The 23,501-nt window shown below is 63.8% G+C and carries 26 protein-coding genes; 13 read left to right on the top strand and 13 right to left on the bottom strand.

Going from position 1 to position 23,501, the window contains the following annotated elements; genetic code table 11:
• Nucleotides 1-16: 16 nt before the first annotated feature.
• From BLT42_RS02260 to petA, 7 genes are all read right to left on the bottom strand, one after another.
• Nucleotides 17-544 carry an adenine phosphoribosyltransferase gene (locus BLT42_RS02260; protein ID WP_091766861.1) on the bottom strand — a complete coding sequence of 176 codons (528 nt, stop codon included), beginning with the start codon at nt 542-544 and terminating at the stop codon, nt 17-19.
• Nucleotides 545-565: 21 nt separating this feature from the next.
• Nucleotides 566-1,210 (bottom strand): glutathione S-transferase family protein, encoded by a 645-nt coding sequence (locus BLT42_RS02265; protein WP_091766170.1) that lies wholly within the window; start codon nt 1,208-1,210, stop codon nt 566-568.
• Nucleotides 1,211-1,212: 2 nt separating this feature from the next.
• A complete protein-coding gene (locus BLT42_RS02270) occupies nt 1,213-1,611 on the bottom strand; it encodes a lysozyme inhibitor LprI family protein (protein WP_091766173.1) in 399 nt (132 codons plus the stop codon).
• A gap of 124 nt (nt 1,612-1,735) precedes the next feature.
• Nucleotides 1,736-2,611, bottom strand: a complete 876-nt coding sequence (locus BLT42_RS02275) for an S-methyl-5'-thioadenosine phosphorylase (protein WP_091766176.1) — start codon at nt 2,609-2,611, stop codon at nt 1,736-1,738.
• Between the two features lie 81 nt (nt 2,612-2,692).
• Nucleotides 2,693-3,496 (bottom strand): cytochrome c1, encoded by an 804-nt coding sequence (locus BLT42_RS02280; RefSeq protein ID WP_091766179.1) that lies wholly within the window; start codon nt 3,494-3,496, stop codon nt 2,693-2,695.
• Between the two features lie 13 nt (nt 3,497-3,509).
• On the bottom strand, nt 3,510-4,808 hold the full coding sequence (locus BLT42_RS02285) for a cytochrome b (RefSeq protein WP_091766182.1): 1,299 nt from the start codon (nt 4,806-4,808) through the stop codon (nt 3,510-3,512).
• Entirely contained in the window at nt 4,805-5,431 is a 627-nt protein-coding gene (gene petA / locus BLT42_RS02290; RefSeq protein WP_091766185.1) for a ubiquinol-cytochrome c reductase iron-sulfur subunit, read from the bottom strand. The genes BLT42_RS02285 and petA overlap by 4 nt, the downstream gene beginning before the upstream one ends.
• Before the next feature lie 181 nt (nt 5,432-5,612).
• Here petA and BLT42_RS02295 point away from each other — a divergent pair, with 181 nt between their 5' ends.
• The 5 genes from BLT42_RS02295 to BLT42_RS02315 all read left to right on the top strand — a co-directional run bounded on the left by BLT42_RS02295 (nt 5,613) and on the right by BLT42_RS02315 (nt 10,313).
• A complete protein-coding gene (locus tag BLT42_RS02295; protein WP_091766188.1) occupies nt 5,613-6,059 on the top strand; it encodes a tRNA (cytidine(34)-2'-O)-methyltransferase in 447 nt (148 codons plus the stop codon).
• Nucleotides 6,060-6,375: 316 nt separating this feature from the next.
• Nucleotides 6,376-7,665 carry a DEAD/DEAH box helicase gene (locus tag BLT42_RS02300; protein ID WP_091766864.1) on the top strand — a complete coding sequence of 430 codons (1,290 nt, stop codon included), beginning with the start codon at nt 6,376-6,378 and terminating at the stop codon, nt 7,663-7,665.
• A gap of 78 nt (nt 7,666-7,743) precedes the next feature.
• The gene (gene hemF, locus BLT42_RS02305; RefSeq protein ID WP_091766867.1) at nt 7,744-8,640 is read left to right on the top strand and encodes an oxygen-dependent coproporphyrinogen oxidase; all 897 of its coding nucleotides are present in this window, start codon (nt 7,744-7,746) and stop codon (nt 8,638-8,640) included.
• Between the two features lie 73 nt (nt 8,641-8,713).
• Complete coding sequence (locus BLT42_RS02310) at nt 8,714-9,526, top strand: helix-turn-helix domain-containing protein (RefSeq protein ID WP_091766190.1); 813 nt, start codon at nt 8,714-8,716, stop codon at nt 9,524-9,526.
• Between the two features lie 76 nt (nt 9,527-9,602).
• Entirely contained in the window at nt 9,603-10,313 is a 711-nt protein-coding gene (locus BLT42_RS02315) for a CPBP family intramembrane glutamic endopeptidase (RefSeq protein ID WP_091766193.1), read from the top strand.
• 67 nt (nt 10,314-10,380) lie between these two features.
• Here BLT42_RS02315 and BLT42_RS02320 read toward each other — a convergent pair whose 3' ends face one another.
• From BLT42_RS02320 to BLT42_RS02335, 4 genes are read right to left on the bottom strand one after another with little or no spacing between them, the layout of a single operon-like run.
• Nucleotides 10,381-11,634: a CCA tRNA nucleotidyltransferase gene (locus tag BLT42_RS02320; RefSeq protein ID WP_233342263.1), complete on the bottom strand. Its 1,254-nt coding sequence runs from the start codon at nt 11,632-11,634 to the stop codon at nt 10,381-10,383.
• Nucleotides 11,631-11,948 carry a DUF6111 family protein gene (locus BLT42_RS02325; protein ID WP_091766196.1) on the bottom strand — a complete coding sequence of 106 codons (318 nt, stop codon included), beginning with the start codon at nt 11,946-11,948 and terminating at the stop codon, nt 11,631-11,633. Before BLT42_RS02325 ends, BLT42_RS02320 begins: the two co-directional genes overlap by 4 nt.
• A 3-nt stretch (nt 11,949-11,951) precedes the next feature.
• The gene (locus BLT42_RS02330; protein WP_091766199.1) at nt 11,952-12,569 is read right to left on the bottom strand and encodes an NUDIX hydrolase; all 618 of its coding nucleotides are present in this window, start codon (nt 12,567-12,569) and stop codon (nt 11,952-11,954) included.
• Nucleotides 12,556-13,113, bottom strand: coding sequence for a DUF1285 domain-containing protein (locus BLT42_RS02335; RefSeq protein ID WP_233342264.1), 558 nt, complete (start codon nt 13,111-13,113; stop codon nt 12,556-12,558). Before BLT42_RS02335 ends, BLT42_RS02330 begins: the two co-directional genes overlap by 14 nt.
• Nucleotides 13,114-13,213: 100 nt before the next feature.
• On the opposite strand from BLT42_RS02335, the gene BLT42_RS02340 reads away from it, so the two are divergent.
• From BLT42_RS02340 to BLT42_RS02375, 8 genes are all read left to right on the top strand, one after another.
• On the top strand, nt 13,214-14,212 hold the full coding sequence (locus BLT42_RS02340; RefSeq protein ID WP_091766204.1) for an AAA family ATPase: 999 nt from the start codon (nt 13,214-13,216) through the stop codon (nt 14,210-14,212).
• 4 nt (nt 14,213-14,216) lie between these two features.
• The gene (locus BLT42_RS02345; protein ID WP_091766207.1) at nt 14,217-15,113 is read left to right on the top strand and encodes a DUF58 domain-containing protein; all 897 of its coding nucleotides are present in this window, start codon (nt 14,217-14,219) and stop codon (nt 15,111-15,113) included.
• A complete protein-coding gene (locus BLT42_RS02350; protein ID WP_091766210.1) occupies nt 15,114-17,855 on the top strand; it encodes a DUF4159 domain-containing protein in 2,742 nt (913 codons plus the stop codon). It begins immediately after the preceding gene.
• Entirely contained in the window at nt 17,852-19,906 is a 2,055-nt protein-coding gene (locus BLT42_RS02355) for a hypothetical protein (RefSeq protein ID WP_091766213.1), read from the top strand. The genes BLT42_RS02350 and BLT42_RS02355 overlap by 4 nt, the downstream gene beginning before the upstream one ends.
• 122 nt (nt 19,907-20,028) lie before the next feature.
• Nucleotides 20,029-20,730, top strand: a complete 702-nt coding sequence (locus BLT42_RS02360) for a pirin family protein (protein WP_091766216.1) — start codon at nt 20,029-20,031, stop codon at nt 20,728-20,730.
• A 67-nt stretch (nt 20,731-20,797) separates the two neighbouring features.
• Nucleotides 20,798-21,001: a hypothetical protein gene (locus BLT42_RS02365; protein ID WP_091766218.1), complete on the top strand. Its 204-nt coding sequence runs from the start codon at nt 20,798-20,800 to the stop codon at nt 20,999-21,001.
• 129 nt (nt 21,002-21,130) lie between these two features.
• Nucleotides 21,131-21,640, top strand: a complete 510-nt coding sequence (locus BLT42_RS02370; RefSeq protein WP_091766221.1) for a DUF3313 domain-containing protein — start codon at nt 21,131-21,133, stop codon at nt 21,638-21,640.
• 125 nt (nt 21,641-21,765) lie between these two features.
• Nucleotides 21,766-22,140, top strand: a complete 375-nt coding sequence (locus BLT42_RS02375) for a hypothetical protein (protein WP_091766224.1) — start codon at nt 21,766-21,768, stop codon at nt 22,138-22,140.
• 5 nt (nt 22,141-22,145) lie between these two features.
• On the opposite strand, the gene queE is transcribed toward BLT42_RS02375, so the two are convergent.
• Nucleotides 22,146-22,775: a 7-carboxy-7-deazaguanine synthase gene (gene queE, locus BLT42_RS02380; protein ID WP_091766227.1), complete on the bottom strand. Its 630-nt coding sequence runs from the start codon at nt 22,773-22,775 to the stop codon at nt 22,146-22,148.
• Nucleotides 22,772-23,491 (bottom strand): 7-cyano-7-deazaguanine synthase QueC, encoded by a 720-nt coding sequence (queC, locus tag BLT42_RS02385; protein WP_091766230.1) that lies wholly within the window; start codon nt 23,489-23,491, stop codon nt 22,772-22,774. The genes queE and queC overlap by 4 nt, the downstream gene beginning before the upstream one ends.
• Between the last annotated feature and the right edge of the window lie 10 nt (nt 23,492-23,501).

Raw genomic sequence — 23,501 nt, forward strand, 5'->3', positions numbered from 1 at the left:
GAAAGCTCTTTTGCCCTCAATGCCCTTCGTAGGATACCAGACTGGAAACCGGCACGCCCAGCGCCTCGATCCGCTTGGCACCGCCCAGTTCGGGCAAGTCGATGATGAAAGTGGCACCGACGACTGTCGCACCCGCCCGCTGCAGAAGCTTGATCGAAGCTTCCGCCGTGCCGCCGGTGGCGATCAGGTCATCCACCAGCAAGACACGATCGCCCTCGCGCACAGCATCGCTATGGATCTCGATCGTATCGGTCCCGTATTCCAGCTCATACTCCTCCGACAGCGTCCGCCAGGGCAATTTGCCCTTCTTTCGGACCGGCACGAAGCCGACCGATAGCTGGTGAGCCACGGCGCCGCCCAGGATAAACCCGCGGGCCTCGGTACCCGCGACCTGGTCAATCTTGGCCCCCGCCCAGGGCTGGACCATCTGGTCTATCGCGATGCGAAAAGCGCGCGGATCGCCGATCAAGGTCGTCACGTCGCGAAACATGACACCCGGCTTGGGATAATCCGGAATGGTGCGAATGGCGGCTTTGAGATCGATCAAGTCGGTTCCCCTCAAGGGTCAGGCGTGTGAGTGGCCAGGCGGCAGCAGGTCTTCACGCTGCGCCGCGTCGAACCAGTCGCGATAGTCTTCATCGGCCAGAAGCGTATCGCAATAGGCTTGCGACGCCGGATCCAGCTCGATGGCGAAATGGTGGAAGCGGGCCGCGACCGGGGTGTAGAAGGCGTCGGCAATGCTCCAGCGCCCGAACAGGAAAGGCCCGTCGCCGCTGCGGCGCACCGCGGCCCAGACCGCCTGGATTGCGACGACATCCCTGCGGACCGCATCATCGAGCGTGACCGGTGCTGCTGTCCGGCGCAGATCCATCGGGCAGGCATTGCGCAGGGCAGAGTAGCCACTATGCATCGCTGCGGTGACCGAGCGGGCCTGTCCGCGAATGTCCGGATCGGCCGGCCAGAGTATCGGGTTGCGTTCCGCTGCCCATTCGCAAATCGCCAGCGAATCCCAGATCGCCACGCCGCCGGTCTCGAGCACAGGCACGGTGCCGCCGGGCGAGGCCGCCTCGAGCGCCGCGCGCGATTCCGGCCGATCGAGCGGGATCATGTGCTCATCGAACGCAATCCCGGCCTTGCGCAGAGCCAGCCAGGGCCGGAGCGACCAGCTTGAAAGCTGCTTATTGCCGATATGCAGGACGGGGCGGTCCATCTTCAGTGCTCCAGCAATTCCGCGGCCCGCGCCCGATCAAGACTGATCTGACAATCGAGGATCATTTCCTCACGCGAGGAGTCACTGATGAACATCAGCGATCCGCGCCGGACACATTCGGCATCGCGATACCGGGTCCAGCTGGCCTGGGCCTGGTCGAGGCTGGCTTCCGCGTTGAACAGGTTGCCTGAATCGAGATCGGATTCGCGCGCCTCCTGGCGGGCCGCTTCATGGGCTGCCCGAAGGTCGTCCGCCGCTGCACTTGCCAGCGCGCTCAGGCAGGACCGGCGCGCACGCGCATCGGTGACATGCTCGGCGCATTCGAACGCCGGACGCGCATTGGGCGCACCGAGAACCGGCACATCACCCTGAACCAGCAGGGCCATCACAAAAATCAACATCGCACACTCCCGAACACAACAGCCATCTTTATGGACGAGGGCAGGATCAGGGAAAAGGCTTGTTGGCTTCTGGCCGGCGTTTCCCCGGGCCCAGCCACCCGCCAACGCGGCGCCAGAGGCCCCACTAGGCGAACACCCGCCCGGCGATAACCGCGAGCCGCGCGACCATCGCCGGATCGCGTGCCCCGGGCGGGGTAATGATGGCACTGTCAAGCACGGCTTCGATCCCGTCCGGACCGGGCACCCTCGTCTGCCCGGCGAGCGTCGCGGTCAGGCCGTCGAGCAATCGTTTCGCCTTGACGGTGTTGGCGCGCATCACTTCGAGCACGAGCGCGACGTCGACACTGTGCGTGTCGTCGCGCCAGCAATCATAATCGGTGACCATGGCAATCGAGGCATAGGGCAGCTCGGCTTCACGGGCGAGGCGGGCCTCGGGCATATTCGTCATGCCGATCACATCCATGCCCCATTGCCGGTAGAGTTCGCTCTCGGCGCGGGTGGAGAATTGCGGCCCTTCCATCGCCAGATAGGTGCCACGCGGTGTCAGCGCGATACCGGCTGCCATTCCAGCCTCCGCCGCGAGCCGTGAGAGGCGGCTACAGACCGGTTTGGCCATCGGCACGTGTGCGACACAACCCGGACCGAAAAAGCTCCTCTCGCGCCCCTCAGTGCGGTCGACATACTGATCGACCATCACGAAATGCCCCGGCGGCAAGTCTTCGCGCAGGGAGCCACAGGCAGAGATCGAGAGGATGTCGGTGCAACCCGCCTGTTTCAGCGCCGCGATATTGGCGCGGTAGGGAATGTTCGATGGGGGCAGGCGGTGACCTTGCCCATGGCGGGGCAGAAAGACCAGCGGCACGCCATGCAGCTCACCAAAGGTCAGCAGGTCAGACGGTTCGCCCCAGGGCGTCGTGGTGGCCTCGCGCCGGATATTGGCAAGGCCATCGAGCTCATACAGGCCGGAACCACCAATAATGCCGAGTGTCCATTGGGTCATCGATTGATCTCCCCTGCCAGAAAACGAAAAAGGGCTGCGAACTCACGTCCGCAGCCCCAATTCATACCGCGTATTGCGCGATCAATGCTTCACATTCGCCCAGATCTGGCGGTAGGCGATGTAGACGAGGATCGCGAAGATGAAGAGGTAGAGCAACACCATCACGCCCATCTGCTTGCGCGCTTCCATGTGAGGATCGGCGGCCCAGGTGAGGAAGGTGACGATGTCTTCCGACATCTGTTCCATCGTCGCTTCAGTGCCGTCAGAATAGGTAACAATACCCTCCGAGAGCGGCGACGCCATCGCCAGCAAGCCACCCGGGAAGTAGGGATTGTAATGCTGGCCAGCGGCCACATGCACATCCTCGGGCACTTCCTCGTCATAGCCGAGCAACAGGGAGCGCACATAATCGGCGCCATGGCTGCGGGCCTTGACGATCAGCGACAGGTCCGGCGGCAGGGCGCCACCATTGGAGCCGCGAGCCTGTTGCGGATTGGCGAAGGGTGACGGGAAAGCATCGCTCGGCAGGCCGGGACGCTCGAACATGTCACCGGCATCGTCCGGACCATCTTCAATCATATAGCCAGCCGCGATTTGCATCACGATCGGATTGTCATTCGCATTCGGGAATTCAGCGCTCTCGAACGGACCACCGGTCTCGCCGAGATTGCGGAATTTGATCAGATCGAGCGAGTGACAGCTGGCGCAGACTTCCTGGTAAATCTGCAGGCCGCGCTGGACCGCTTCGCGGTCAAATGTGCCGAACGGGCCGGCATTGTGCCAGTGATGATGCTCGGGCGCACGCTGGCCGGAACTCGCCGCCCAGGCAAGACCGGAAAGGCCAAGAGCTGCCAGGGCAGCGACGAAAATGCGGGTCATCTTCATGGTCATCGCTCCCCTATGCCTTGGCCGTGCCGAGGACAGCCGCTTCGATTGAAGCAGGACGGTCCAGCGGCTTCTCGATAAGTCCCATCACCGGCAGAACGATGAGGAAGTAGGCGAAATAATAGAATGTCAGCAGCTGCGCGAACCAGACAAACTTGAAGCCCGTCGCCACGCCTTCGGCATCATGGCCGATCGCGAAGACGAGATCGTCAGGGTTTTTCGCACCGCACCAGCCCAGGCCGAGACAGGCCAGGACGAAGAGGATGAAGAACACCCGCGTCACCGGACGGAAGCGCATGGACCGAACCTTCGACGTGTCGAGCCAGGGCAGGACAAAGAGGATCAGGATCGCACCGAACATCGCGATCACACCGCCAAGCTTGGCGTCGATCGGACCAATATCGAAGGTGATCGCCCGCAGGATCGCGTAGAAGGGCAGGTAATACCATTCCGGAACGATGTGAGCCGGGGTCGAAAGCGGATCAGCCGGGATGAAGTTGTCGGCATGGCCCAGAACGTTTGGCAGGAAGAAGACGAAAGCCGCGAAGACGATCAGATAGACGATGATCGCGAAGCCATCCTTCACCGTGTAGAACGGGTGGAAGGGCAGCGTGTCTTTCTTGCTCTTCGGCTCGATACCGACCGGATTGCCATTGCCGGGAACGTGCAGCGCCCAGATGTGCAGGGCGACGACGGCCGCGATCACGAAGGGCAGCAGATAGTGCAGCGAGAAGAAGCGGCTCAGCGTGGCCTGGCCGACGGAGAAACCACCCCACAGCCATTCGCGGATCGCATCACCGATGAAGGGCAGCGCGCCGATCAGATTGGTGATCACCATCGCACCCCAATAGGACATCTGGCCCCAAGGCAGCACGTAGCCCATAAAGCCGGTCGCCATCATCAGCAGATAAATGACGACGCCGAGAATCCAGAGGATTTCGCGCGGTGCCTTGTAGGAGCCGTAATACAGGCCCCGGAACATGTGGATATAGACCGCGACGAAGAAGAAGCTGGCGCCATTGGCGTGCATGGACTGGATCAGCCAGCCAAACTTCACGTCACGGCGGATCCGCTCGAGGCTTTCGAAAGCCATGCTCTCATGCGGCACATAATGCATGGCCAGCACGATGCCGGAAATGATCTGGATGACGAGGAAGATCGCGAGGATCCCGCCAAACGTCCACCAATAGTTCAGATTCCGCGGCGTCGGGAAATCGACAAAACTGTCATAGCCGAGGCGAATGATTGGAAGGCGCTGGTCCATCCAGCGCGTGAAACCGGTTTTCGGCTCATAGGTCGAAGGACCGCTCATGATGCAACCCACCCAGATTGTGCAGCTTCGTCAGGCGACAGACCGATCTTCACGGTCGTTTCCGATTCAAAGTAATAGTCGGGAACCGGCAGGTTCTCCGGGGCCGGCCCGCGGCGAATACGTGCCGAGGCGTCATAGTGCGAGCCATGGCACGGGCAGTACCAGCCATCATAATCACCGGTATCAGCGCCAATCCCGAGCGGGACGCAGCCGAGATGGGTGCAATTGCCTTTGACGATCAGATACTCCGGCCGCAGGACGCGATTCTCATCGGCCGCCGAGGCATTTTCCATGCCGGCATTGAGATTGCGCGAAGCTTCATCAGGCAGATCGCCAAGTGGCACAGCGCGGGCTTCGTCAATCATCGCCTGGGTGCGGTGGCGGATAAAGACCGGGCCGCCGCGCCACATCACCGTAATCTCTGTTCCATCGGTCACGGTCGACACATCAACCCGGATCGAACCAAGGGCGAGCGTGTCCGCTGCCGGGTTCATCTGATCGATGAATGGCCAGATTGCCAGGCCGCCGCCAATCGCGGCAGCGCCTGTCGCCGCGATGTAGATGAAGTCGCGGCGAGATGGTTCCTGACCATGTTCACCGAGCGCGCCGTTCTGTTCCGTCACGAGCCGACCTCTTCTCTTTTCTTAAACGGGGGTCACGCGAATGCGGCCCCCTGCCCCAGATAACTTGACGTCTTCGCCCAAGCGGGCTTTGACGCCGTATAACCTAATGCCGGATTGGCTGACCAGTGCGTGGCGCAATGCCACATGCTGAAATCGACCCCCGGCCAATGCGCGGCTTAAAATGCGGATCGTTTTTTTTCAACCTGATATTCCGCAAAATCTTGGGGCGGCCATGCGCGTGGCCGCCTGCTTCGGTGCGGGTATGGACATCGTCGAGCCCTGCGCATTCCCCTTAACAGACAAGAAAATTCGCGCCGCTGCGATGGATTATGGTGCGGCAATTTCACCCACCCGGCACGCCTCCTGGACTGCATATCAAAATAGTGCAGAAGCCGCCCGCGGGCGTCTCGTCCTGTTCACAACCGCCGGCGCGGGAGAAATCTGGGACTTCGATTTTTCTGCAGATGACCGCCTGCTTTTCGGTCGCGAGAGCGCCGGCGTGCCGGAAAACGTGCACGAATCAGCTGACGAGCGATTGCGCATTCCGATTCGCGAAGGAATGAGATCGCTCAATGTGACGGTCACGGCGGCGATCGCGCTGGCGGAAGCCAGCCGGCAATTGCGCTAGAGCGGAACCCGCAGTTCTGCAAGCATTGCCCGCGCTGCCGCATCAATTATGCCTTGCGCTGCAGTGCAACATGTGACCATCTCCCCCTGCCTGCGCTCCACGCGTAGACGCCAAGGTGAGTCAAGGCGCGCAGGGAATACCGGCAGACGGCTGCTTATTCGCTTCCGACCGCCATCAGCGCCCCCGGACATTTGCCAGTTGATGGTTGGTGTCGCAGGAGCATCGCCGAGCGGCTGACCTACGCAAGCTTCTTTTAAAATTTATTCGGTGCAGCGTGCGGACTTTTCCGTGCGCACGCCTCAATATGAGTGTCCATTTGACCCAATTTGCAGATCTCGGCCTGGCCGAACCCGTCCTGCGCGCCATTACGGCCGCTGGTTATGAAACCCCTACCCCCATTCAGGCGAAAGCCATCCCTACCCTGCTCGAAGGGCGCGACCTGATCGGTATCGCCCAGACCGGTACCGGCAAGACCGCCGCCTTTGTGCTGCCATTGCTGACGCGCCTGGCACAAGCCAATGAGCGCCCCAATCCACGTAATTGCCGCGCCCTCATCCTGGCGCCAACGCGTGAGCTGGCCGCCCAGATCGATGACTCGATCCGCGACTATGCCAAATTCATGAAGCTGACCCATTGTGTGGTTGTCGGCGGCGTGAAGCCTCGCCCGCAGATCAAGCGCCTTGAAGGCGGCGTCGACATTCTCGTCGCCACGCCCGGCCGCCTGCTCGACCATGTCTCGACCGGCGCGCTGCGCCTTGACGGCGTCAAGACGGTGATCCTCGACGAAGCCGACCAGATGATGGATCTCGGCTTCATGCCGGCAATCCGCCAGATCATGTCGAAGCTGCGCAAGACCCGCCAGACCATGCTGTTCTCCGCCACCATGCCGGCCCAGATCCGCAAGCTGGCCAGCGATTTCCTCGACAATCCGGCAGAAGTCAGCGTGGCGCCGCAATCCAAGCCGATCGAGCGTATCCAGCAGGAAGTGATGCTGATGGATGCCTCCGCCAAGCGCAATGCGCTGCGCGACATCCTGAAAGCTCCGGAAGTCAAACTCGCCATCGTCTTCACGCGCACCAAGCGCGGCGCCGACCGTGTCGTCCAGAACCTGGAGAAAGACGGCCTGCGCGCTGCCGCCATCCACGGCAACAAGAGCCAGAACCAGCGGGAAAAGACCCTCGCCAACTTCAAGAATGGTTCGGTCAATATCCTGGTCGCGACCGATATTGCCGCCCGCGGCATTGATGTCGACGGCATCACCCATGTCGTGAACTATGAAATGCCGACCGTGGCCGAGGTCTATGTCCACCGCATCGGCCGCACCGCACGCGCCGGCACCGATGGCATTGCCATTGCCCTTGTGGAACCGGACGAGCGCACCATGCTGCGCGAGATCGAAAACCTGATCGGCAAGTATCTCACGGCCGAGGGCGCCGCCCTGCACATTCCAAAGCCGATCAAGAAACCCGGTGGCGGCAATCGTGGCGGCGGCGGTGGCGGACAACGCCGCGGTGGTCGTCCACAAGGCCAGACCGTGACTGCAACCGGCTCACGCAAGCCGGGCGGTCGCCGTCCGGGCCAGAGTGGCCAACGCAAAGCGGGTTAAACCGCTACGAGTTGTCGCGGGCCGCGAATGGCCCGCGACCTTGCCCTTCGCGGCAAGCGCCGTATTGATGGCGTCATGATGACGACAAACACACCTACTCCTGAAGCGCTCGACTCCCGCCGCACCAAGGCGCGTACCTGGTTCGAGCAATTGCGCGATTTGATCTGCGCCGAATTTGAACGCCTCGAAGACGAAGCTACGGGCGAGCTCTATCCCGGCCAGCCTGGACGCTTTGTGCGCGAGGCCTGGTCGCGCGGCGACGGCTCCACCGATCAAGGCGGCGGCGTCACCTCGATCATGAAGGGCCGCCTGTTCGAGAAGGTCGGCGTCCACGTCTCGGCCGTACATGGCGAATTCTCCGAACAGTTTCGCGCCCAGATCCCCGGCGCCAGCGAAGATCCGCGCTTTTGGGCCTCGGGCATTTCCCTGATCGCCCACATGTGGAATCCGCATGTGCCAGCGGTTCACATGAATACGCGCTTCATCACGACGACAAAGGGCTGGTTTGGCGGCGGCATGGACCTGACCCCGGTGCTCGACCGCTACCGCCATCAGGATCATCAGGACGCCGTCGATTTTCACGCCGCCTGCCAGACGGCCTGCGACAAGCATGGGGCCGATTTCCACGCCCGTTTCAAGAAATGGTGTGAAGAATATTTCTTCCTGCCGCACCGCAATGAACCGCGCGGTATTGGCGGTATCTTCTACGACCGTCACGACACCGGTGACTGGGATGCCGATTTCGCCTTTACCAAGGATGTCGGCCTGGCCTTCCTCGAAATCTATCCGCAGCTGGTGCGCCGCCGTATGGCAACGCCCTGGAGTGCCGATGAGCGCGAGGAACAACTGATCCGCCGCGGGCGCTATGCCGAGTTCAACCTGCTCTATGACCGCGGCACAAAGTTCGGCCTCGAGACCGGCGGCAATGTGAAGTCGATCCTGTCCTCCATGCCGCCCGAGGCGAAGTGGCCGTAAACACCGGCATGCCTGCATCCAATCTGCCTGCCCGCGCATCATAGGGGGGTAACGGATTTGAGGCGGACCCGGCATGCCCGGCATACAGAACAAGACTGCGATCACGCGATTCAGGGCCTGCATCGGCCATACGGCCTTCTCGCCACATCGCCATGACGTCTACACGCTCGGTCTGACGACGCGCGGCGTGCAGTGCTTCAATTATCGCGGCGCAGCCCGCCAATCCCTGGCAGGCGAGCTGGTCGTGCTGCATCCGGACGAATTGCACGACGGCCATGCCGGCACGAGCGAAGGCTTCGCCTATCGCGCCCTGACCATCCGCCCCAGCGCGATCGGCGACATCCTGCCCGCACAGGCCCTGCCCTTCATCGAAGGCGGTCAATCGGACAACCCCGCCCTGAAACAGGCGGTCAGTACGGTGCTGGCCGATCTGGATGAACCACTCGATCCCCTGCGCGCAGCCGACGGCCTGTTCGACATCGCCATCGCACTGCATGGCGCCGCCGGACACACACCGTCGGGCAGCGAACTCGATGCCCGCGCCACCGAGCGCGCCCGCAGCTATATCCACGACCATCTCGATGAAGCCGTTTCCATGGATGATCTGGAACAGGTCGCCGGACAGGATCGCTGGCAGCTCTCGCGCGATTTTCGCCGTCTGCATGGCACCAGCCCCTATCGCTATCTGGTGATGCGTCGGCTCGATGCGGCCCGCGAGCGCATCCACCGCGGCGAATGCATCGCCCAGACAGCCCTGGCCTGCGGCTTCAATGATCAGAGCCATATGACGCGCCATTTCAAGGCGGCCCACGGGCTGAGCCCGTTTCGCTGGAAACGCAGCGTCACCCAGGGCGCCGCGATCGGCCGCACAATCGTTCAAGATTGAAATCACGCCTGATGGGACAAGCAAGCCGACCCGCAATTCAGCGGCCCCATCAACCCCTAGGTCCAACGGTCCCCAAATGCCTATCTACGCACCTCACAAACCCCGCTTTCTCGCCCTCGAGCTCGGCGCGGCCATTGCCTGCCTGATCCTGACGAAAATGCTGTTCGACCCGATCGCCTGGCGCTTTGCCGGACCGATGTCGATGGCCTGCACCATCGCCTTCATCGCCCTCATGGCCCGCCTGCGCTCCGAAACCTGGTCCGATTTCGGCCTTCGCGGATTGCCGGGGCTGAAGTCAAAGCTCTGGTTCCTGCCGCAGGTCTTGCTCGGCATGATCGCCATCATGGGTGCCGGCGCTGTCGTCGGGCTTGGTGGTGAGGCAATAGGGCTCTGGGACATGAATGCCACGCCCTCCGGCGTCGAAGACCGGTTTGCCGGCACCACCGGCAATCTGCCGCGCTATCTGATGTGGCTGGGGTTGGGCATCGTCAGCGGCGGCTTTGGCGAGGAAATCTTCTTCCGCGGCTATCTGATGCGCCGCGTCGAGGGCATCCTCCCGGCCTCCGCCTTGCGTCCACTGCTGATGGTCATCCTGCCAGCGCTGATGTTTGGCGCCGTGCACTTCTATTACCAGGGACTGCGGGGCCTGCTGACGATTGCCGCAATCGGCATTGCGATCGGCACCCTCTACCTTCTCTACAAGCGCAATCTCTGGCCGCTGATCATCGCCCACGCCCTGGTCGATTCGATCGGCTTCACCGCGCTTTACCTCGGACTGGAGGTCTAGCCCCAAAGCAAAAAGAGCCCCGGTCGAGGACCGGGGCTCTTTTTTTGTTTTCGCCAGAACGATGATGCTAGTGCTTCAGGCGCGCGATCAATTCTTCCTTGGTCGGCTCGAAGCGTTCAGCGATCCAGTGGGCCTTGAGCGCATCCATCGCATCACCGAGCATCGGGCCGGGTTCATAGCCCAGCAGGATGAGGTCACCGCCGGATACCGGGAAATCGGGCTGTTGCCATTCACGGGCGAACTTGGCCAGCAGGGTCCAGTCGCGCGGTGGCGGAGCCACATCACCGGCCGCAGACAGCCGCACCTGGTCTTCGAAAGCACGCGCGCCGAGCGACATGATCGCGCGTTCCGCTGCGGCCATGTCGGTGAAGGCTGCTTCGACCTCGCCGCACAGGGACGGATCGACTGCGCCCTGCAGGCGCCGGCTCTCGGCATTCGACATTTTGAGTTTGGCTGCCATGATTCTGATCCTTTCGGGCCCACCGCCAATGAGAGCCACAAACCGCAAAAGCGGGTCAGGTTCCAGACCGGCAGAGATATCTTGGTTTATAATACCTACAAGGATTCTTAAGGATCCGTTCACTCCCAGAATTTCTGACAGGATTTCATGTTCGGCCATCAGAGCCACGGCCGGTCCAGGGTCGGGCGCGGAGAGCAGTTTTTTCAGCTCCGACCAGACGCGTTCTGCTGACAGGCTGCGAAGCCCCGCCTTCAACCGCCGCGCGGCTGCAAGGCCCTCTGCATCAGGCGATCCGGAGCCATACCAGGCCTCGAAGCGGAACAGGCGCAAAGTGCGCAGATAGTCCTCCCGGATCCGGTCCTCAGCGGATCCGACAAACACAAAACGGCAGGGGTCTAGATCAGATAGCCCGCCGGTCGGGTCATGAATTATGCCATCGAAATCGGCATATAGCGCATTGAGCCGAAAATCGCGGCGCCTTGCGTCCTCACGCCAGTCCTGTGTGAAGGCGACCACAGCGCGCCGGCCATCGGTCTCGACATCACGGCGCAGCGTCGTCACCTCGAACGGACGGCCGGCAGAGATCACAGAAATCGTGCCGTGGCGGATACCGGTCGGCACGGGCTTGAGACCCGCCGCCCGAGCCGCAGCGATCACCTGCTCCGGCAGGAGACGGGTCGCGATGTCGACATCGGCGACAGCCTTGCCAAGCAAAGCATTGCGCACGCATCCGCCGACGAAGCGGGAGCCCCCTGGCTGTGCAGCCTCAAGCGCTGCCATCACGGCCTGTGTTGCCGGATCGCGCATCCAGGCATGCTCTGCCGGATCAAGCCGGGAGCCGGCCTGCCAGGCCAGCTTCATTGCGGGTCGGAGGCGTCACCCGGGTCGGGCTCTGTCGCCTCCGCTCCTTCGACAGGCACAAAATACCCCGGGACAACGCGGCCATCGACCATGCGTGACGGCACGTAGAGCTCGCCTTCATGCCCACCCTGGCTCGACTCCAGCAAGACCAGCGCAATCATGACAAGGATCGACAGCCCGGCCCCGATCGCAGCAAGCCGCAGTGTCGGCGTCGCCTCGATCGGGTGTTCGGAATTGGACTGCCAGCGCCAGATGAAGAAGATCAGGAAGGGCAGGAGGAATGAGGCAATTTCGATAATTGTGATGCGGATCATGACTTACCCATACAGCTTGTCGTGCAGCGACTTCAACAAGCCCGCCGTGACACCCCATATATAGCGATCTTCCCAGGGCATGGCATAGTAATGCCGTTCCTGCCCCTGCCAGACACCCGAGCGCTGTTGATGATTGAGCGGGTCCATCAGAAAATCGAAGGGGGCCTCGAATACGCTGGCGACTTCGCCCGGGTCGGGTTTGAGGTCATATCCTGGTCTGAGAACCCCGACAAAGGGCGTGATCTGAAATCCGGTGCCGGTCTCGTAGGATTCAAAACGGCCCACCAGCTCGACATGGTCAGCACTGACCCCGATCTCTTCCTCAACCTCGCGCAGGGCCGCCTGCGCCGGCCCCGCATCGCCAGGGTCCAGACTGCCACCGGGAAAGCTGATCTGGCCGGGATGTTTGAGCAAATGGCTGGCGCGCTCGGTGAAGAGCAGGCGCGGTGGGCCGTCATGCAGGATCAGCGGCGCCAATACGGCGGCCGGGCGCAATTTGCGACCGCTCGGCGACGGCAGCCCATTGAGATCCCCATCACCGCGAAACCCCGTACCGCCATCGCCATCGACCGGGTCGAGCCGCTGGCGCATCAGATCGAGCAGGCCCTTAACCGCTGGCATTGGCCTGCTCCAGCGCAAAGAAAGCACCACCGCTCCACACTCCGGTCACGCCGTCATGTTCAACCGCCAGTTCGGCCAGTTCGTAAAAGACCGGCCGCGTCATCAGGGCATCCAGGCCACCGCGGATACGCACCAGCGGTGTCGGCTCGCCAGTAACGGGATCAATGCGCACATTGATCGGGTGCTCCGGTCCGGCCTCCGCCAGATCATCGAAATTCGTCGTGAATATCAGCGACTGCGCCTCGCCCTCCCCCGTCGCATCGACTCGCACGGCCACAAAGGGCGCGACCTCGACCTTGATGGCGATTTTCTCGACCGGGGTCACAAGATAATGAACGCCGTCGTCATCTTTTCGCAAGATTGTGGAAAACAGCCGTGACAGAGGCTGGCGGGTAATGCGTTTTCCCTCATGCCACCACGAGCCATCCCGTTTGATGACCATGTCCATCTCACCGCAATATTCCGGGTGCCAGCGCTCGACCGGCGGCAGGCCGTCGCCGGCACTGCGCGCCGCTTGCAGCAGGGACTGCATTGCATCTGGCATTTCAGGCGTTGAGGCCATGGACAGCTTTCATGCGTGACGCCATGCTCATGATGAGCAAATTGGCATATGAACCATCTGTATCGCGAAGGATTTTAGGACGATGACCGAGATGAATGAAGCCGGTACAGACTTAATTGCCCAGGCAGACGCAGCTACGGCCCGTTTGCAGCAGGTTCGCGACTCGATTGGCCAGGTTATTTTCGGCCTCGAGGACGAGGTCGAACTTTGCCTTGCGGCCATCCTGTCAGGCGGTCACGCCCTGCTGGTCGGCGCTCCCGGCCTCGCCAAGACGCGACTGGTTCAGGCGATTGCGGTTGCGACCGGGCTCGAGACCAAGCGCATCCAGTTCACCCCCGATCTGATGCCCGCCGACATTCTCGGCTCGGAAATCCTCGAAGAATCCGATGATGGCAAACGCCATTTCCGCTTCCTGCCCGGCCCGATCTTCTGTCGCCTGCTGATGGCCGACGAAATCAACCGCGCCAGTCCCCGTACCCAGGCCGCCTTGTTGCAGGCGATGCAGGAAGGCCATGTCACCATTGCCGGCGAACGCCATGACCTGCCCCAGCCCTTCCATGTCCTGGCGACCCAGAACCCGATCGAGCAGGAAGGCACCTATCCGCTGCCCGAAGCCCAGCTCGACCGTTTCCTGCTGCGCGTCGACATTCCCTACCCGACCCGTGAGGCCGAACGTCAGGTCCTGCTCGCCACTACCGGTGCTGCCAGCACCGATGCGGTCAAAGTGCTCGACGCCGCCGAGATTCTCAAACTCCAGGCCCTGGTCCGCGCCTTGCCGGTCGGCGAGAAAGTCCTCGACGCCATTCTCGACCTGCTGCGCCTGGCGCGTCCGGAAGAGACCGATGTCGATGCCGTGCGCACCGGCGTCTCCTGGGGCCCTGGCCCGCGCGCCGGTCAGGCGCTGATGCTGGCCTGCCGCGCCCGCGCCCTGTTGCAGGGCCGTCTGGCGCCCTCGACCGAGGACGTTGCGGCGCTGGCCGAACCGGTTCTGAAACACCGCATGGCGCTGTCTTTTGCGGCGCGTGCCGACGGACACACGCTGGAAGGCCTGATCAAATCCCTCGCCGAGCGGGCGGCCTGATCCCATGAGCGACGGCGTCGATCGCCATTCGGAATCGCGCGTTGTGCAGCTGCGCCATCAGGGCGAAGCGGCCGCCGCAACCCTGCCGGCCCTGATGGCCGAAGCGACGCGCATTGCCGCGACGGTCGCCCAGGGTGTGCACGGACGGCGCCGCGCCGGCGTCGGCGAGAGCTTCTGGCAATATCGGCACCATCGCCCCGAGGACGGTCGCGCTGCGGTCGACTGGCGCCAGTCGGCGCGCAGCGACCAGCTCTTCGTACGCCAGAATGAGTGGGAGGCCGCCAACACTGTTTGGCTGTGGCGCGATGGCTCGCCGTCAATGCGCTTCTCCTCCTCGAAAGACCATGCCAGCAAGATCGACCGCGCCGCCGTGTGCCAGATTGCCATGGCGGCATTGCTCACCCAGGGCGGTGAGCGTGTCGCCGTGCTCGGCGAATCGGCGATTGCCCGTACCGGCGCTCTAGGTCTGGAGCGCACCTCGCGCCGCCTGGCACTTGGCCCTGGCGATATGACCGCGGTCGAAGCGCCCAATATCGGCCGGTTCGGGCGCGTCGTGCTGGCCAGTGATTTCCTCGATCCGCCCGAAACCTGGGCCGCGCGCCTGTCGCGTTTCTCGACCATGGAAGCGGAAGGCGTGCTGATGCGCATCGTCGATCCGGCCGAGGAAGACTTCCCCTATTCCGGCCGCACCCGGTTTGAGAATCCAGGCGGCGGCGAAGGCTTGTTGTTTGGACGCGCCGAAGAAGCGCGCAGCACCTATCGCCAGCGCTGGGCCGAGCATGGCGAGGCCCTGGCTGCGCTCGCGCGCCAGTTCGGCTGGTCGGTTGTCACCCATCGCACCGACCTGCCCGCAACCAGTGCCGTGCTGGCGCTGTACCGGGCTCTGGCGAGGGACGCCTAGATGTTTGCACTCGGCCCCCTCTCCTTTGGCGCACCGCTGGCCCTGATCGGCCTGCTGAGCCTGCCCATATTGTGGCTGTTGCTGCGCGCCACCCCGCCGGCGCCGCGGCGTGCGGTCTTCCCGCCCTTGCGCCTCTTGTTCGGCGCGCCGGACGATGCCGAAACCCCGCAACACGCGCCCTGGTGGCTGATCCTGTTCCGTCTACTGATCGCGGCTCTGGTGATCCTCGGCCTGTCGCGTCCGGTCTGGACACCGCCTGCGGTGATCGACGAGACCCGGCCCGAATTGATCGTCGTCGATAATGGCTGGGCCGGCGCAGCGAACTGGGACGCCACAAGCCGCGAGGCTATCCGCCTGCTCGACGAGGCAGAGCGCGACGGACGGCTCGCCGCCATCATGTTCACGGCCAATAGCGGCGAAGCCCCCGCACCGCTCCGCCTTGATCGGCCCGACGCCGCTCGCCGCCTGCTCGCCACGGCCAGTCCGATGGCCTGGGGCACCGACCGTGACAGCGCCGCCAGCCGCGTCGCCGCAGCCCGCAGCGATGGCGCTCTGGCCGATGCGATGGCCGTGACCTGGCTCAGCGACGGGATGGACAGTGATGGCAGCCGCGCGCTGGCCCGCGTGCTCTCAGGTCTGGGTGATGTGCGCATCATTGAACCCGATAATGGCCGCGCCGCGCTGGCGATGGCACCGCCCGAGCCCACCGCCTCGGGACTGGCGATCGAATTGCGCCGTGTCGCGACCAGTCTGCCGCGCACTGCCGCGATCACAGCACTGGGCAATGATGGACGCGCCATCGCCCGCACCGATCTGAGCTTCGATGCCGATAGCGGCATTGCCCGGTCGGAACTGAGCCTGCCGCTCGATCTGCGCAACCGGATCGCCAGCCTGCGCGTTGAAGGCCCGGGAACAGCCGGCTCGGTCCGTCTGATGGGCGATCAATGGCGCCGCCCCCGCGTCGGCCTGATCGACGCGACACGGGAAGACGGCCAGCCCCTGCTCTCGGACCTGCACTATGTTGAAAGCGCCATAGCGCCCTTCTCGCAGCCAGCTCGCGGCACGTTAGACGAATTGCTTGAAACTGAATCTGCCGCCCTGGTGATGGTCGATGACGCCCGTACTGATGATGCGCGGATCGGCGAATTCGTCGCCAATGGCGGTGTGCTGATCCGCTTCGCCGGGCCGCGTCTGGCCGCACGCAGCGACAATCTTCTCCCGGTCGATTTGCGGATCGGTGGCCGCCTGCTCGGCGGTGCGCTCAACTGGGAAGAACCCCAGCGCATCGCGCGTTTCGGTGATGATTCCCCATTTGCCGGCCTGCCGCCCGATGCCACCGCCACCGTCGACCGCCAGGTTCTCGCCCAGCCGGGCAGCGCCACTCCGGATCGGGTCTGGGCCCGGCTCGAGGACGGCACCCCGCTGGTCACCGCCGTCCGGCGCGGCCGCGGCTGGATCGTGCTCTTCCATGTCACTGCCGGACCCGACTGGTCGGATCTGCCGCTGTCAGGCCTCTATCCCCGCATGCTGCAACGCGTCCTCGGCCTCGCCCAGGGCGGGCCAGCGACCGGTCCGGCGAATGGTGCCTGGCTGCTCGACCGCGCGCTTGATGCCGGCGGTGAGATGACCACTGCGCCCAATAGCGCCCGTCCGATTGTCGCCGCAAACTGGGAGAGTGCCAGCGCCAGTCCGATCTCGCCGCCGGGCCTCTACCGGCTCGGTTCGGCGACCGCGGCGCTGAACGTGATCAAGGCGGACACGGCGATCACGGCCCTGCCGCGCGACTTGCCGGGCGCCCGGTTTGCCGGGTTGGACGGGCCTCGCCCGCTCCGTTTCATCGCCGCCCTGCTCTCGACCGCCCTGATCATGCTGGCGCTGGATGTCGTGCTCGCGCTGGCACTGGCGGGCCGCTTGCCGCTACGCCTGTTCGGGACGGCAGCGACGGCCTGGCTGATCGCCCTCGCCCTGCCGCTCGCACCATCAGCCGAGGCTCAGCCGACGACCACACCGCCACCGCCTGTCAGCGATGACAGTTTCGCGCTTGAAGCGGCGCTGGATCTGCACTTCGCCTATGTCGTCACCGGCAATGCGGCGATCGATGCCCGCAGTCAGGCCGGGCTGACCGGTCTCAGTCAGGAAGTCACCCGGCGCAGCGCCATCGAGCCGGCGCCGCCCATGGCGATCAATGTCGAGACGGACCCGCTGATCTTCTTCCCGATGATCTACTGGCCGGTCGCCCGCGATGCCCGCGCCCTGTCACCGGAAGCTGCGGCACGCGTCAGCTCCTATCTGCAATCGGGCGGATTGATCGTGTTTGACACCCAGGATGCCGATGTCGCCATGCTGCGTGCCGGCGCGCCGCACCCCGGATTGCTGACCATCCTCGACAGTATCGATCTACCGCCACTCGGACCTGTGCCCAGCGACCATGTGCTGACCCGTTCCTTCTACCTGCTGCAGGATTTCCCCGGCCGCTTCTCGGGCAGCCCGGTCTGGGTCGAGGCCAATCCTGACGGGGCTTCACGCGACGGCACATCCGGCGTCATCATCGGTGCCAATGACTGGGCGTCGGCCTGGGCTGTCGATGCGACCGGGCGGCCCTCCGCACCGGTCGAGGGCGGGGATCGCCAGCGCGAAATGGCATTCCGCTTCGGCGTCAATATCGCGATGTATGCCCTGACCGGAAATTACAAGGCCGACCAGGTCCATGTTCCTGACATTCTCGAGAGGCTGGGCCAATGAACGCGACCGCCCTCGATTTTGCACCGCTCATCCCCTGGCCGCTACTGGCGGGACTGACTGGTTTCGCCCTGCTGGCCATCCTTCTCGGCGCCTGGCAGAAACTGGCCGGCTGGCTGTGGCGCAGCCTCGCCGTTCTGGTCCTGGCGCTCGCTCTGGCCAACTCCTCGCTGGTCGAGGAAGAGCGCGATCCGCTGGCCGACATCGCGGTCCTGGTGACGGACCGAAGCGCCAGCATGGAGGTCGGCGAACGCACACTTGCAGCCGATGCGATGGCCGATGCCCTGCGCCAGCAGGCCGAGACCGATCCCATGCTTGAGCTGGTTGAAGTGGACGCCGGCACCAGCGCCGATGGCACCATGCTGTTCGAAGCCCTCAATGGCGCGCTGGCCAGCGTGCCGCCTGACCGCTTGGCCGGGGTCATTCTGACAACGGACGGCCAGATCCACGACGCGCCGCCCGATCCGACTGTGCTCAATCTCAACGCCCCGGTGCATCAGGCGATGGCCGGTGACCGCAATGCCGGCGACCGACGCCTCGTGATCGAGGAAGCGCCGCGCTATGGCATTGTGGGTCAGACTGTCGCCTTCGTGCTCCGCGTCGAGGACGATGCCATGCAGGGCACGGCGATGGTCTCCTTCCGCTTCGAGGGCGGTGATCCGCAGACCCATCGCATCCCGATCGGCCGTTCCACCCGGGTTGAAGTGCCGGTGGAACGCCGCGGCCAGAATGTGATCGAGGCCGAGGTCGAACCGGGCCCGCAGGAATTGTCCCTGATCAATAATCGCGCCGCCGTCTCGGTAAACGGCGTGCGTGACCGTTTGCGCGTTCTGCTGGTGACCGGCGAACCGCACAATGGTGCCCGCGCCTGGCGCAATCTTCTCAAATCCGACCCGTCGGTCGATCTGGTTCACTTCACCATTCTGCGGCCGCCAGACCGGCAAGACAGCACGCCGGTCGAAGAACTGGCCCTGATCGGCTTCCCGGTCCAGGAATTGTTCGTGGAGCGCCTGAGCGAATTCGATCTGGTGATTTTCGACCGCTATCGCCGGCGCAATATCATGCCGCCGATCTATTTCGACTATATCGCGCGGTATGTTGAAGATGGCGGCGCGCTTCTGGTCACAGCCGGCCCGCCTTTCGCGGGCGGCCCGAGCCTCTACCGGACGCCGCTGGCCGCCGTCCTGCCGGTTCGGCCGACGGGCTACATCACCGATGGCGGCTTCACGCCACAGCCGACAGCGGCCGGCCTGCGCCACCCGGTCACGGCCGGGCTTGAAGGCGGCGGCGAAAATCCGACCTGGGGACGCTGGTTGCGCGAAATTCACGGCGTGTCGCTCGGTGGAGAGACCCTGCTGGAGGCGCCGGACGGCAATCCACTCCTGGTGGTCCAGCGCTCCGGCGAAGGCCGTGCGGCGATTGTCATGAGCGACCAGACCTGGCTGTGGGCACGCGGCTTTGAGGGCGGCGGCCCGTATGCGGAAATGTTCCGGCGAGTCTCCCACTGGCTGATGCGCGAGCCTGAACTCGAGGAAGAAAGACTGACCGCCTACGCCAATGATGGCGAGCTGCACGCCAATCGCGTCACCCTGGCTGATACCGCGCCGCCGCTGCAGATCACCTGGCCCAATGGCGAGCAGCAAATCGCCAGCATGAGTCTGGATGCCGATGGCCGCTACTCCGCGGCCATCCCGGCGGAAGGCTCCGGCCTCGTCCGCTTGCGCTCGGGCGATCTGACGACGGTTGCGGCGCTCGGACCGCTCAATCCGCTGGAATATGCCGATCTGCGGCCAACCGGTGACACGCTTGCAGCTGTGCTCGATGCCAGTGGAGGCGGCTTGTTCGCGATTGGTGAAGGCGCCGACGCCCGTCTGCCCGATCTGCGCCGCACGCGGCTGGGGGCCGACCAGTCCGGTCGCGGCTGGCTCGGACTGCAACGCAATGAACGCTACATCGTACGCGCCTCGCAGGCTCGCCCGGTCCTGCCCGCACTGATGATCGCATTGCTGATCGCGGCCTTCATGGGGCTGGGCTGGTGGCGCGAAGGTAAATAGGCCGAGCTTCGACGCCGCTCGATTAGTGCCGCTACGGAATAATTCAACATCTGACTCCCCCGTTTCTGCCGTCGTCCGTGGGTCCTATCTGTCGTTTCAACACAGACAGATGGAGATCAATCATGATCGAGAAACGCGCATTCGACACTCTCGGCCGGTTCAGGAATGACTGGCTCAATGCCCGGCATCATTTCAGCTTTGGCGGTTATCACGACCCGGAGCGAATGGGCTGGGGCGCCTTGCGGGTCTGGAATGATGACGAGATCGCCGCCGATGGCGGCTTCGCGCCACACCCCCATGCCGACATGGAAATTATCACCTATGTCCGCGAAGGCGCGATCAGTCATCGCGACAATCTGGGCAATGCCGGCCGCACCATGGCGGGAGATGTCCAGGTGATGTCGGCCGGTTCCGGCATCCGCCACTCCGAGTTCAACCAGGAAGCCGAAACGACTTCGCTGTTCCAGATCTGGATCCTGCCGCGTGAAACCGGCGGCGAGCCCCGCTGGGAAACCGCGCGCTTTCCGGCCGGGGAGCGCACTGGCCAGCTGGTCGTGCTGGCTTCAGGTGATCCGGACCGCGATGGCGGCTTGTTGATCCGCCAGGACGCCAAGGTGCTCGGCGCCACGCTGGAGGCTGGCCAGTCAGTCAGCCATCCGCTGAAGCCTGGCTACCGGGCCTATCTGACGCTGGCGATCGGCAATGGGACCGTCAACGGAATCGCGCTCGACGCCCGCGATGGGGCGGCGATCCGCGATGAGGATATCATCAAGATCGAGGCGACCAGCGCGCTGGAACTGGTGATGGTGGAAGTGCCGGAATAAGCCGGCGCATTCACCCTAATGCAAGGCTTGTGGGCGAAGGGTGGCGGGCTGTTAGCTGGAGACTGCCATGAAATACCTTCGCCCCATCCTGCTCCTCGCCCTGATTGCGCCAAGCCTGTCAGGATGCCTGGTGATTGGCGCGACGGCCCTGGTCGCCGATGTCGCGATCGGCACGGCGGGCACAGCCGTCAAGACTGTCGGCGCTGTTGGCGGCGCAGCCGTCGACCTGGTCCTGCCCGACTCCGACAAGGATGACGACGACAATCGCTAGGCGCGGGAGTCTCTGGCCGGAATTCAGGCCACCTCGCGGCCGCGCCCCCTAACAATCGGGCCCGGCAACTGTTATATTGACAGTGAGGGGCACTGACCTGGTTTCATGGAGGCGTACATGTTGCGGCTAATGACGAAGACATTTTCCCTGGCGGCAGCGGCGGCCCTGTCGCTGAGTGCCGGAGCGGCGCTCGCTGCCGAACCCGTGTCGATTGCACCGATCCAGATCGGCGACGCACTGGCGGCCAGGGCCGACGAGATCGGCGAACGGGAATTTGATCGCCTGAAGGAAATCCTGCGCAGCGATCTGGAGCGCGAGCTGGCCGGTCATCTCGGCGAGAACGGGTCGGTTCTGCACGTCACAATTATCGACGCCGACCCCAACCGGCCAACCATGGCCGCTCTGGCGGCGCGGCCGGGATTGAGCATGGAGAGTTTCGGAATAGGCGGCGCCAGTCTCGCGGCAGAACTGGTCTCATCATCCGGGGCCACGCTGCAGACCTATAGCTATGCCTGGCGTTCACACACCATCTCCAATGCGGCCTATGCCAGCACCTGGAGTGATGCGCGCCGAACCTTCAATCGGTTCGCCGCCGAGATCGGTGACAGTATCGATACCGGGATTGCCGACGGATCCTGACCGGCCCGACAGGTCCGGAAATTGCATCGTGAGAGGCGCGCCAGCAATGGCGCGCCTTTTCTTTGGTGGACTCAAGCGCTTCAGGGCGCGATGATCGAGCCAAAGCCGGTCTGGGGGGAAGCGGCATGTTCGTGACGAATATTATTTCTTTGATGGCATTGGCCCTGGTGTCAGACGCCGCCGACGCGCCATCACGCCAGACGATGACGCGCGAAATCGTGCGGTCCTGCGTCGCCCAGGTCGGCACGCAATTACAGGATCCGGTGCCATCGTGCGCCTGTACCGCCGGCTGGTTGTCGGCCCAGCTCGATTATCGTGATTTCTATGTTGTTGGCCGCATCTACCGCTTCGCCAGCGACCCGGCCGGGATGGAAACCGAAGTGGCCCGCCTGGTCCGCGATGGCGGCTATGCTGCGGCCGACATATTGCGGGTCGCACGCTTCCTGCAGGATTCAGAGGCCGAAATGAGCGCCGCCTGCGGCTTCCTCGAACGCCAATAGGCCGCTCAGGGCGCGCCAATCCATTTATGTGTCTGCAGGCTGAGCGTCCATTGCGGATGTGTGATGCAGTATTCGAATGCTGCCTGGGCATTCTCCATCATGCTGGGACCATCCATCGGCTGTAGCGAAAACCGCTTGAAGTCCCACCCCAGATAATCGGCCGGATCGAGACCGGGCTGCGGGAAGACGAGTTTCAACTCATGCCCGCTGCGTTGCACAACCGGCGCCTTGCCCTTGGGACTGACCGTGATCCAGTCAATGCCGTCGGGCGCGGCCAGCGTGCCATTGGTCTCCACGGCGATATCAAAGCCGGCTGCATGGAGCGCATCGATCAGACGCGCGTCCAGCTGCAGCAGGGGTTCACCACCCGTACAGACGACCAGGGGCCTGCCACCGCCCGGCCACATCGCCGCCACAGCCGCCACCAGATCATCCGGCGTTTCGAACCGCCCGCCGCCCGGACCGTCCATGCCGATGAAGTCCGTGTCGCAAAAGTTGCAGACGGCGCTCGCGCGATCCTGCTCGCGGCCGCTCCAGAGATTACAGCCGGCGAAGCGCAGGAAGACCGCAGGCCGGCCCGTCTGACCGCCCTCGCCCTGCACTGTCATGAATATCTCTTTGACCGAATACTTCATGCCCCGTCCCCGCTACGCCAGTGTTGCCAACCGGCGGCTCGTAATTCGCACGCCGGGCATGTGCCGCAACCATAGCCCCAATCATGCAGCTCGCTGCGATCACCCCGATAACAGCTATGGCTGCGCTTGCGGATGATCTCGACCAATATGTCGCCGCCAAGCTCGTGGGTCAGGGCCCAGCTTTGCGCCTTGTCGAGCCACATCAGCGGCGTCTCGATGGTGATATCAGTCGCCAGACCAAGGCTCAGCGTTTGCTGCATGGCATCAATCGTGGCACGGCGGCAATCGGGATAGCCGGAGAAGTCGGTCTCGCACATGCCACCGACCATTGCGCCATGGCCGCGCCGGTAAGCCAGCGCCGAGGCAATGGTGAGGAAGACCAGATTGCGGCCCGGCACGAAAGTGGTCGGCAGGCCGTCAGCCGCCATCTCGATCGCCCGGTCGGCGGTCAGGGCGCTCTCGGCGATGGCGCCATAGCCGGCGATGTCGACGACATGATCCTCGCCGAGCCGCGTGGCCCAGTCCGGGAAAGCCGCGGCCATCGCCGCACGGACATCGAGACGCGCCTGCATCTCGACATGGTGGCGCTGGCCATAGTCAAAACCGACCGTCTCGACGCGATCATAGCGCGACAGCGCCCAGGCCAGACAGGTTGCGGAATCCTGGCCACCGGAGAAGAGTAGCAGGGCAGAGGTCGATGTCGGTCGGGTATCCATGGCCGTTCTA

Source organism: Maricaulis salignorans (genome assembly GCF_900103475.1).
In the GTDB taxonomy this organism is placed as follows: Bacteria; Pseudomonadota; Alphaproteobacteria; order Caulobacterales; family Maricaulaceae; genus Maricaulis; species Maricaulis salignorans.

Excerpts from the sequence above, each read along its gene's own strand:
- BLT42_RS02295 (WP_091766188.1), top strand. The coding sequence starts at position 5,613 with ATGCGGATCGTTTTTTTTCAACCTGATATTCCGCAAAATCTTGGGGCG.
- BLT42_RS02280 (WP_091766179.1), bottom strand. The coding sequence starts at position 3,496 with ATGAAGATGACCCGCATTTTCGTCGCTGCCCTGGCAGCTCTTGGCCTT.
- BLT42_RS02325 (WP_091766196.1), bottom strand. The coding sequence starts at position 11,948 with ATGATCCGCATCACAATTATCGAAATTGCCTCATTCCTCCTGCCCTTC.
- BLT42_RS02285 (WP_091766182.1), bottom strand. The coding sequence starts at position 4,808 with ATGAGCGGTCCTTCGACCTATGAGCCGAAAACCGGTTTCACGCGCTGG.
- BLT42_RS02355 (WP_091766213.1), top strand. The coding sequence starts at position 17,852 with ATGAACGCGACCGCCCTCGATTTTGCACCGCTCATCCCCTGGCCGCTA.
- queE (WP_091766227.1), bottom strand. The coding sequence starts at position 22,775 with ATGAAGTATTCGGTCAAAGAGATATTCATGACAGTGCAGGGCGAGGGC.
- BLT42_RS02275 (WP_091766176.1), bottom strand. The coding sequence starts at position 2,611 with ATGACCCAATGGACACTCGGCATTATTGGTGGTTCCGGCCTGTATGAG.
- BLT42_RS02330 (WP_091766199.1), bottom strand. The coding sequence starts at position 12,569 with ATGCCAGCGGTTAAGGGCCTGCTCGATCTGATGCGCCAGCGGCTCGAC.
- BLT42_RS02310 (WP_091766190.1), top strand. The coding sequence starts at position 8,714 with ATGCCCGGCATACAGAACAAGACTGCGATCACGCGATTCAGGGCCTGC.
- BLT42_RS02365 (WP_091766218.1), top strand. The coding sequence starts at position 20,798 with ATGAAATACCTTCGCCCCATCCTGCTCCTCGCCCTGATTGCGCCAAGC.
- hemF (WP_091766867.1), top strand. The coding sequence starts at position 7,744 with ATGACGACAAACACACCTACTCCTGAAGCGCTCGACTCCCGCCGCACC.
- BLT42_RS02370 (WP_091766221.1), top strand. The coding sequence starts at position 21,131 with ATGACGAAGACATTTTCCCTGGCGGCAGCGGCGGCCCTGTCGCTGAGT.
- BLT42_RS02375 (WP_091766224.1), top strand. The coding sequence starts at position 21,766 with ATGTTCGTGACGAATATTATTTCTTTGATGGCATTGGCCCTGGTGTCA.
- BLT42_RS02340 (WP_091766204.1), top strand. The coding sequence starts at position 13,214 with ATGACCGAGATGAATGAAGCCGGTACAGACTTAATTGCCCAGGCAGAC.
- BLT42_RS02315 (WP_091766193.1), top strand. The coding sequence starts at position 9,603 with ATGCCTATCTACGCACCTCACAAACCCCGCTTTCTCGCCCTCGAGCTC.
- BLT42_RS02360 (WP_091766216.1), top strand. The coding sequence starts at position 20,029 with ATGATCGAGAAACGCGCATTCGACACTCTCGGCCGGTTCAGGAATGAC.
- BLT42_RS02345 (WP_091766207.1), top strand. The coding sequence starts at position 14,217 with ATGAGCGACGGCGTCGATCGCCATTCGGAATCGCGCGTTGTGCAGCTG.
- queC (WP_091766230.1), bottom strand. The coding sequence starts at position 23,491 with ATGGATACCCGACCGACATCGACCTCTGCCCTGCTACTCTTCTCCGGT.
- BLT42_RS02270 (WP_091766173.1), bottom strand. The coding sequence starts at position 1,611 with ATGTTGATTTTTGTGATGGCCCTGCTGGTTCAGGGTGATGTGCCGGTT.
- BLT42_RS02265 (WP_091766170.1), bottom strand. The coding sequence starts at position 1,210 with ATGGACCGCCCCGTCCTGCATATCGGCAATAAGCAGCTTTCAAGCTGG.
- BLT42_RS02335 (WP_233342264.1), bottom strand. The coding sequence starts at position 13,113 with ATGCCAGATGCAATGCAGTCCCTGCTGCAAGCGGCGCGCAGTGCCGGC.
- BLT42_RS02350 (WP_091766210.1), top strand. The coding sequence starts at position 15,114 with ATGTTTGCACTCGGCCCCCTCTCCTTTGGCGCACCGCTGGCCCTGATC.
- BLT42_RS02320 (WP_233342263.1), bottom strand. The coding sequence starts at position 11,634 with ATGAAGCTGGCCTGGCAGGCCGGCTCCCGGCTTGATCCGGCAGAGCAT.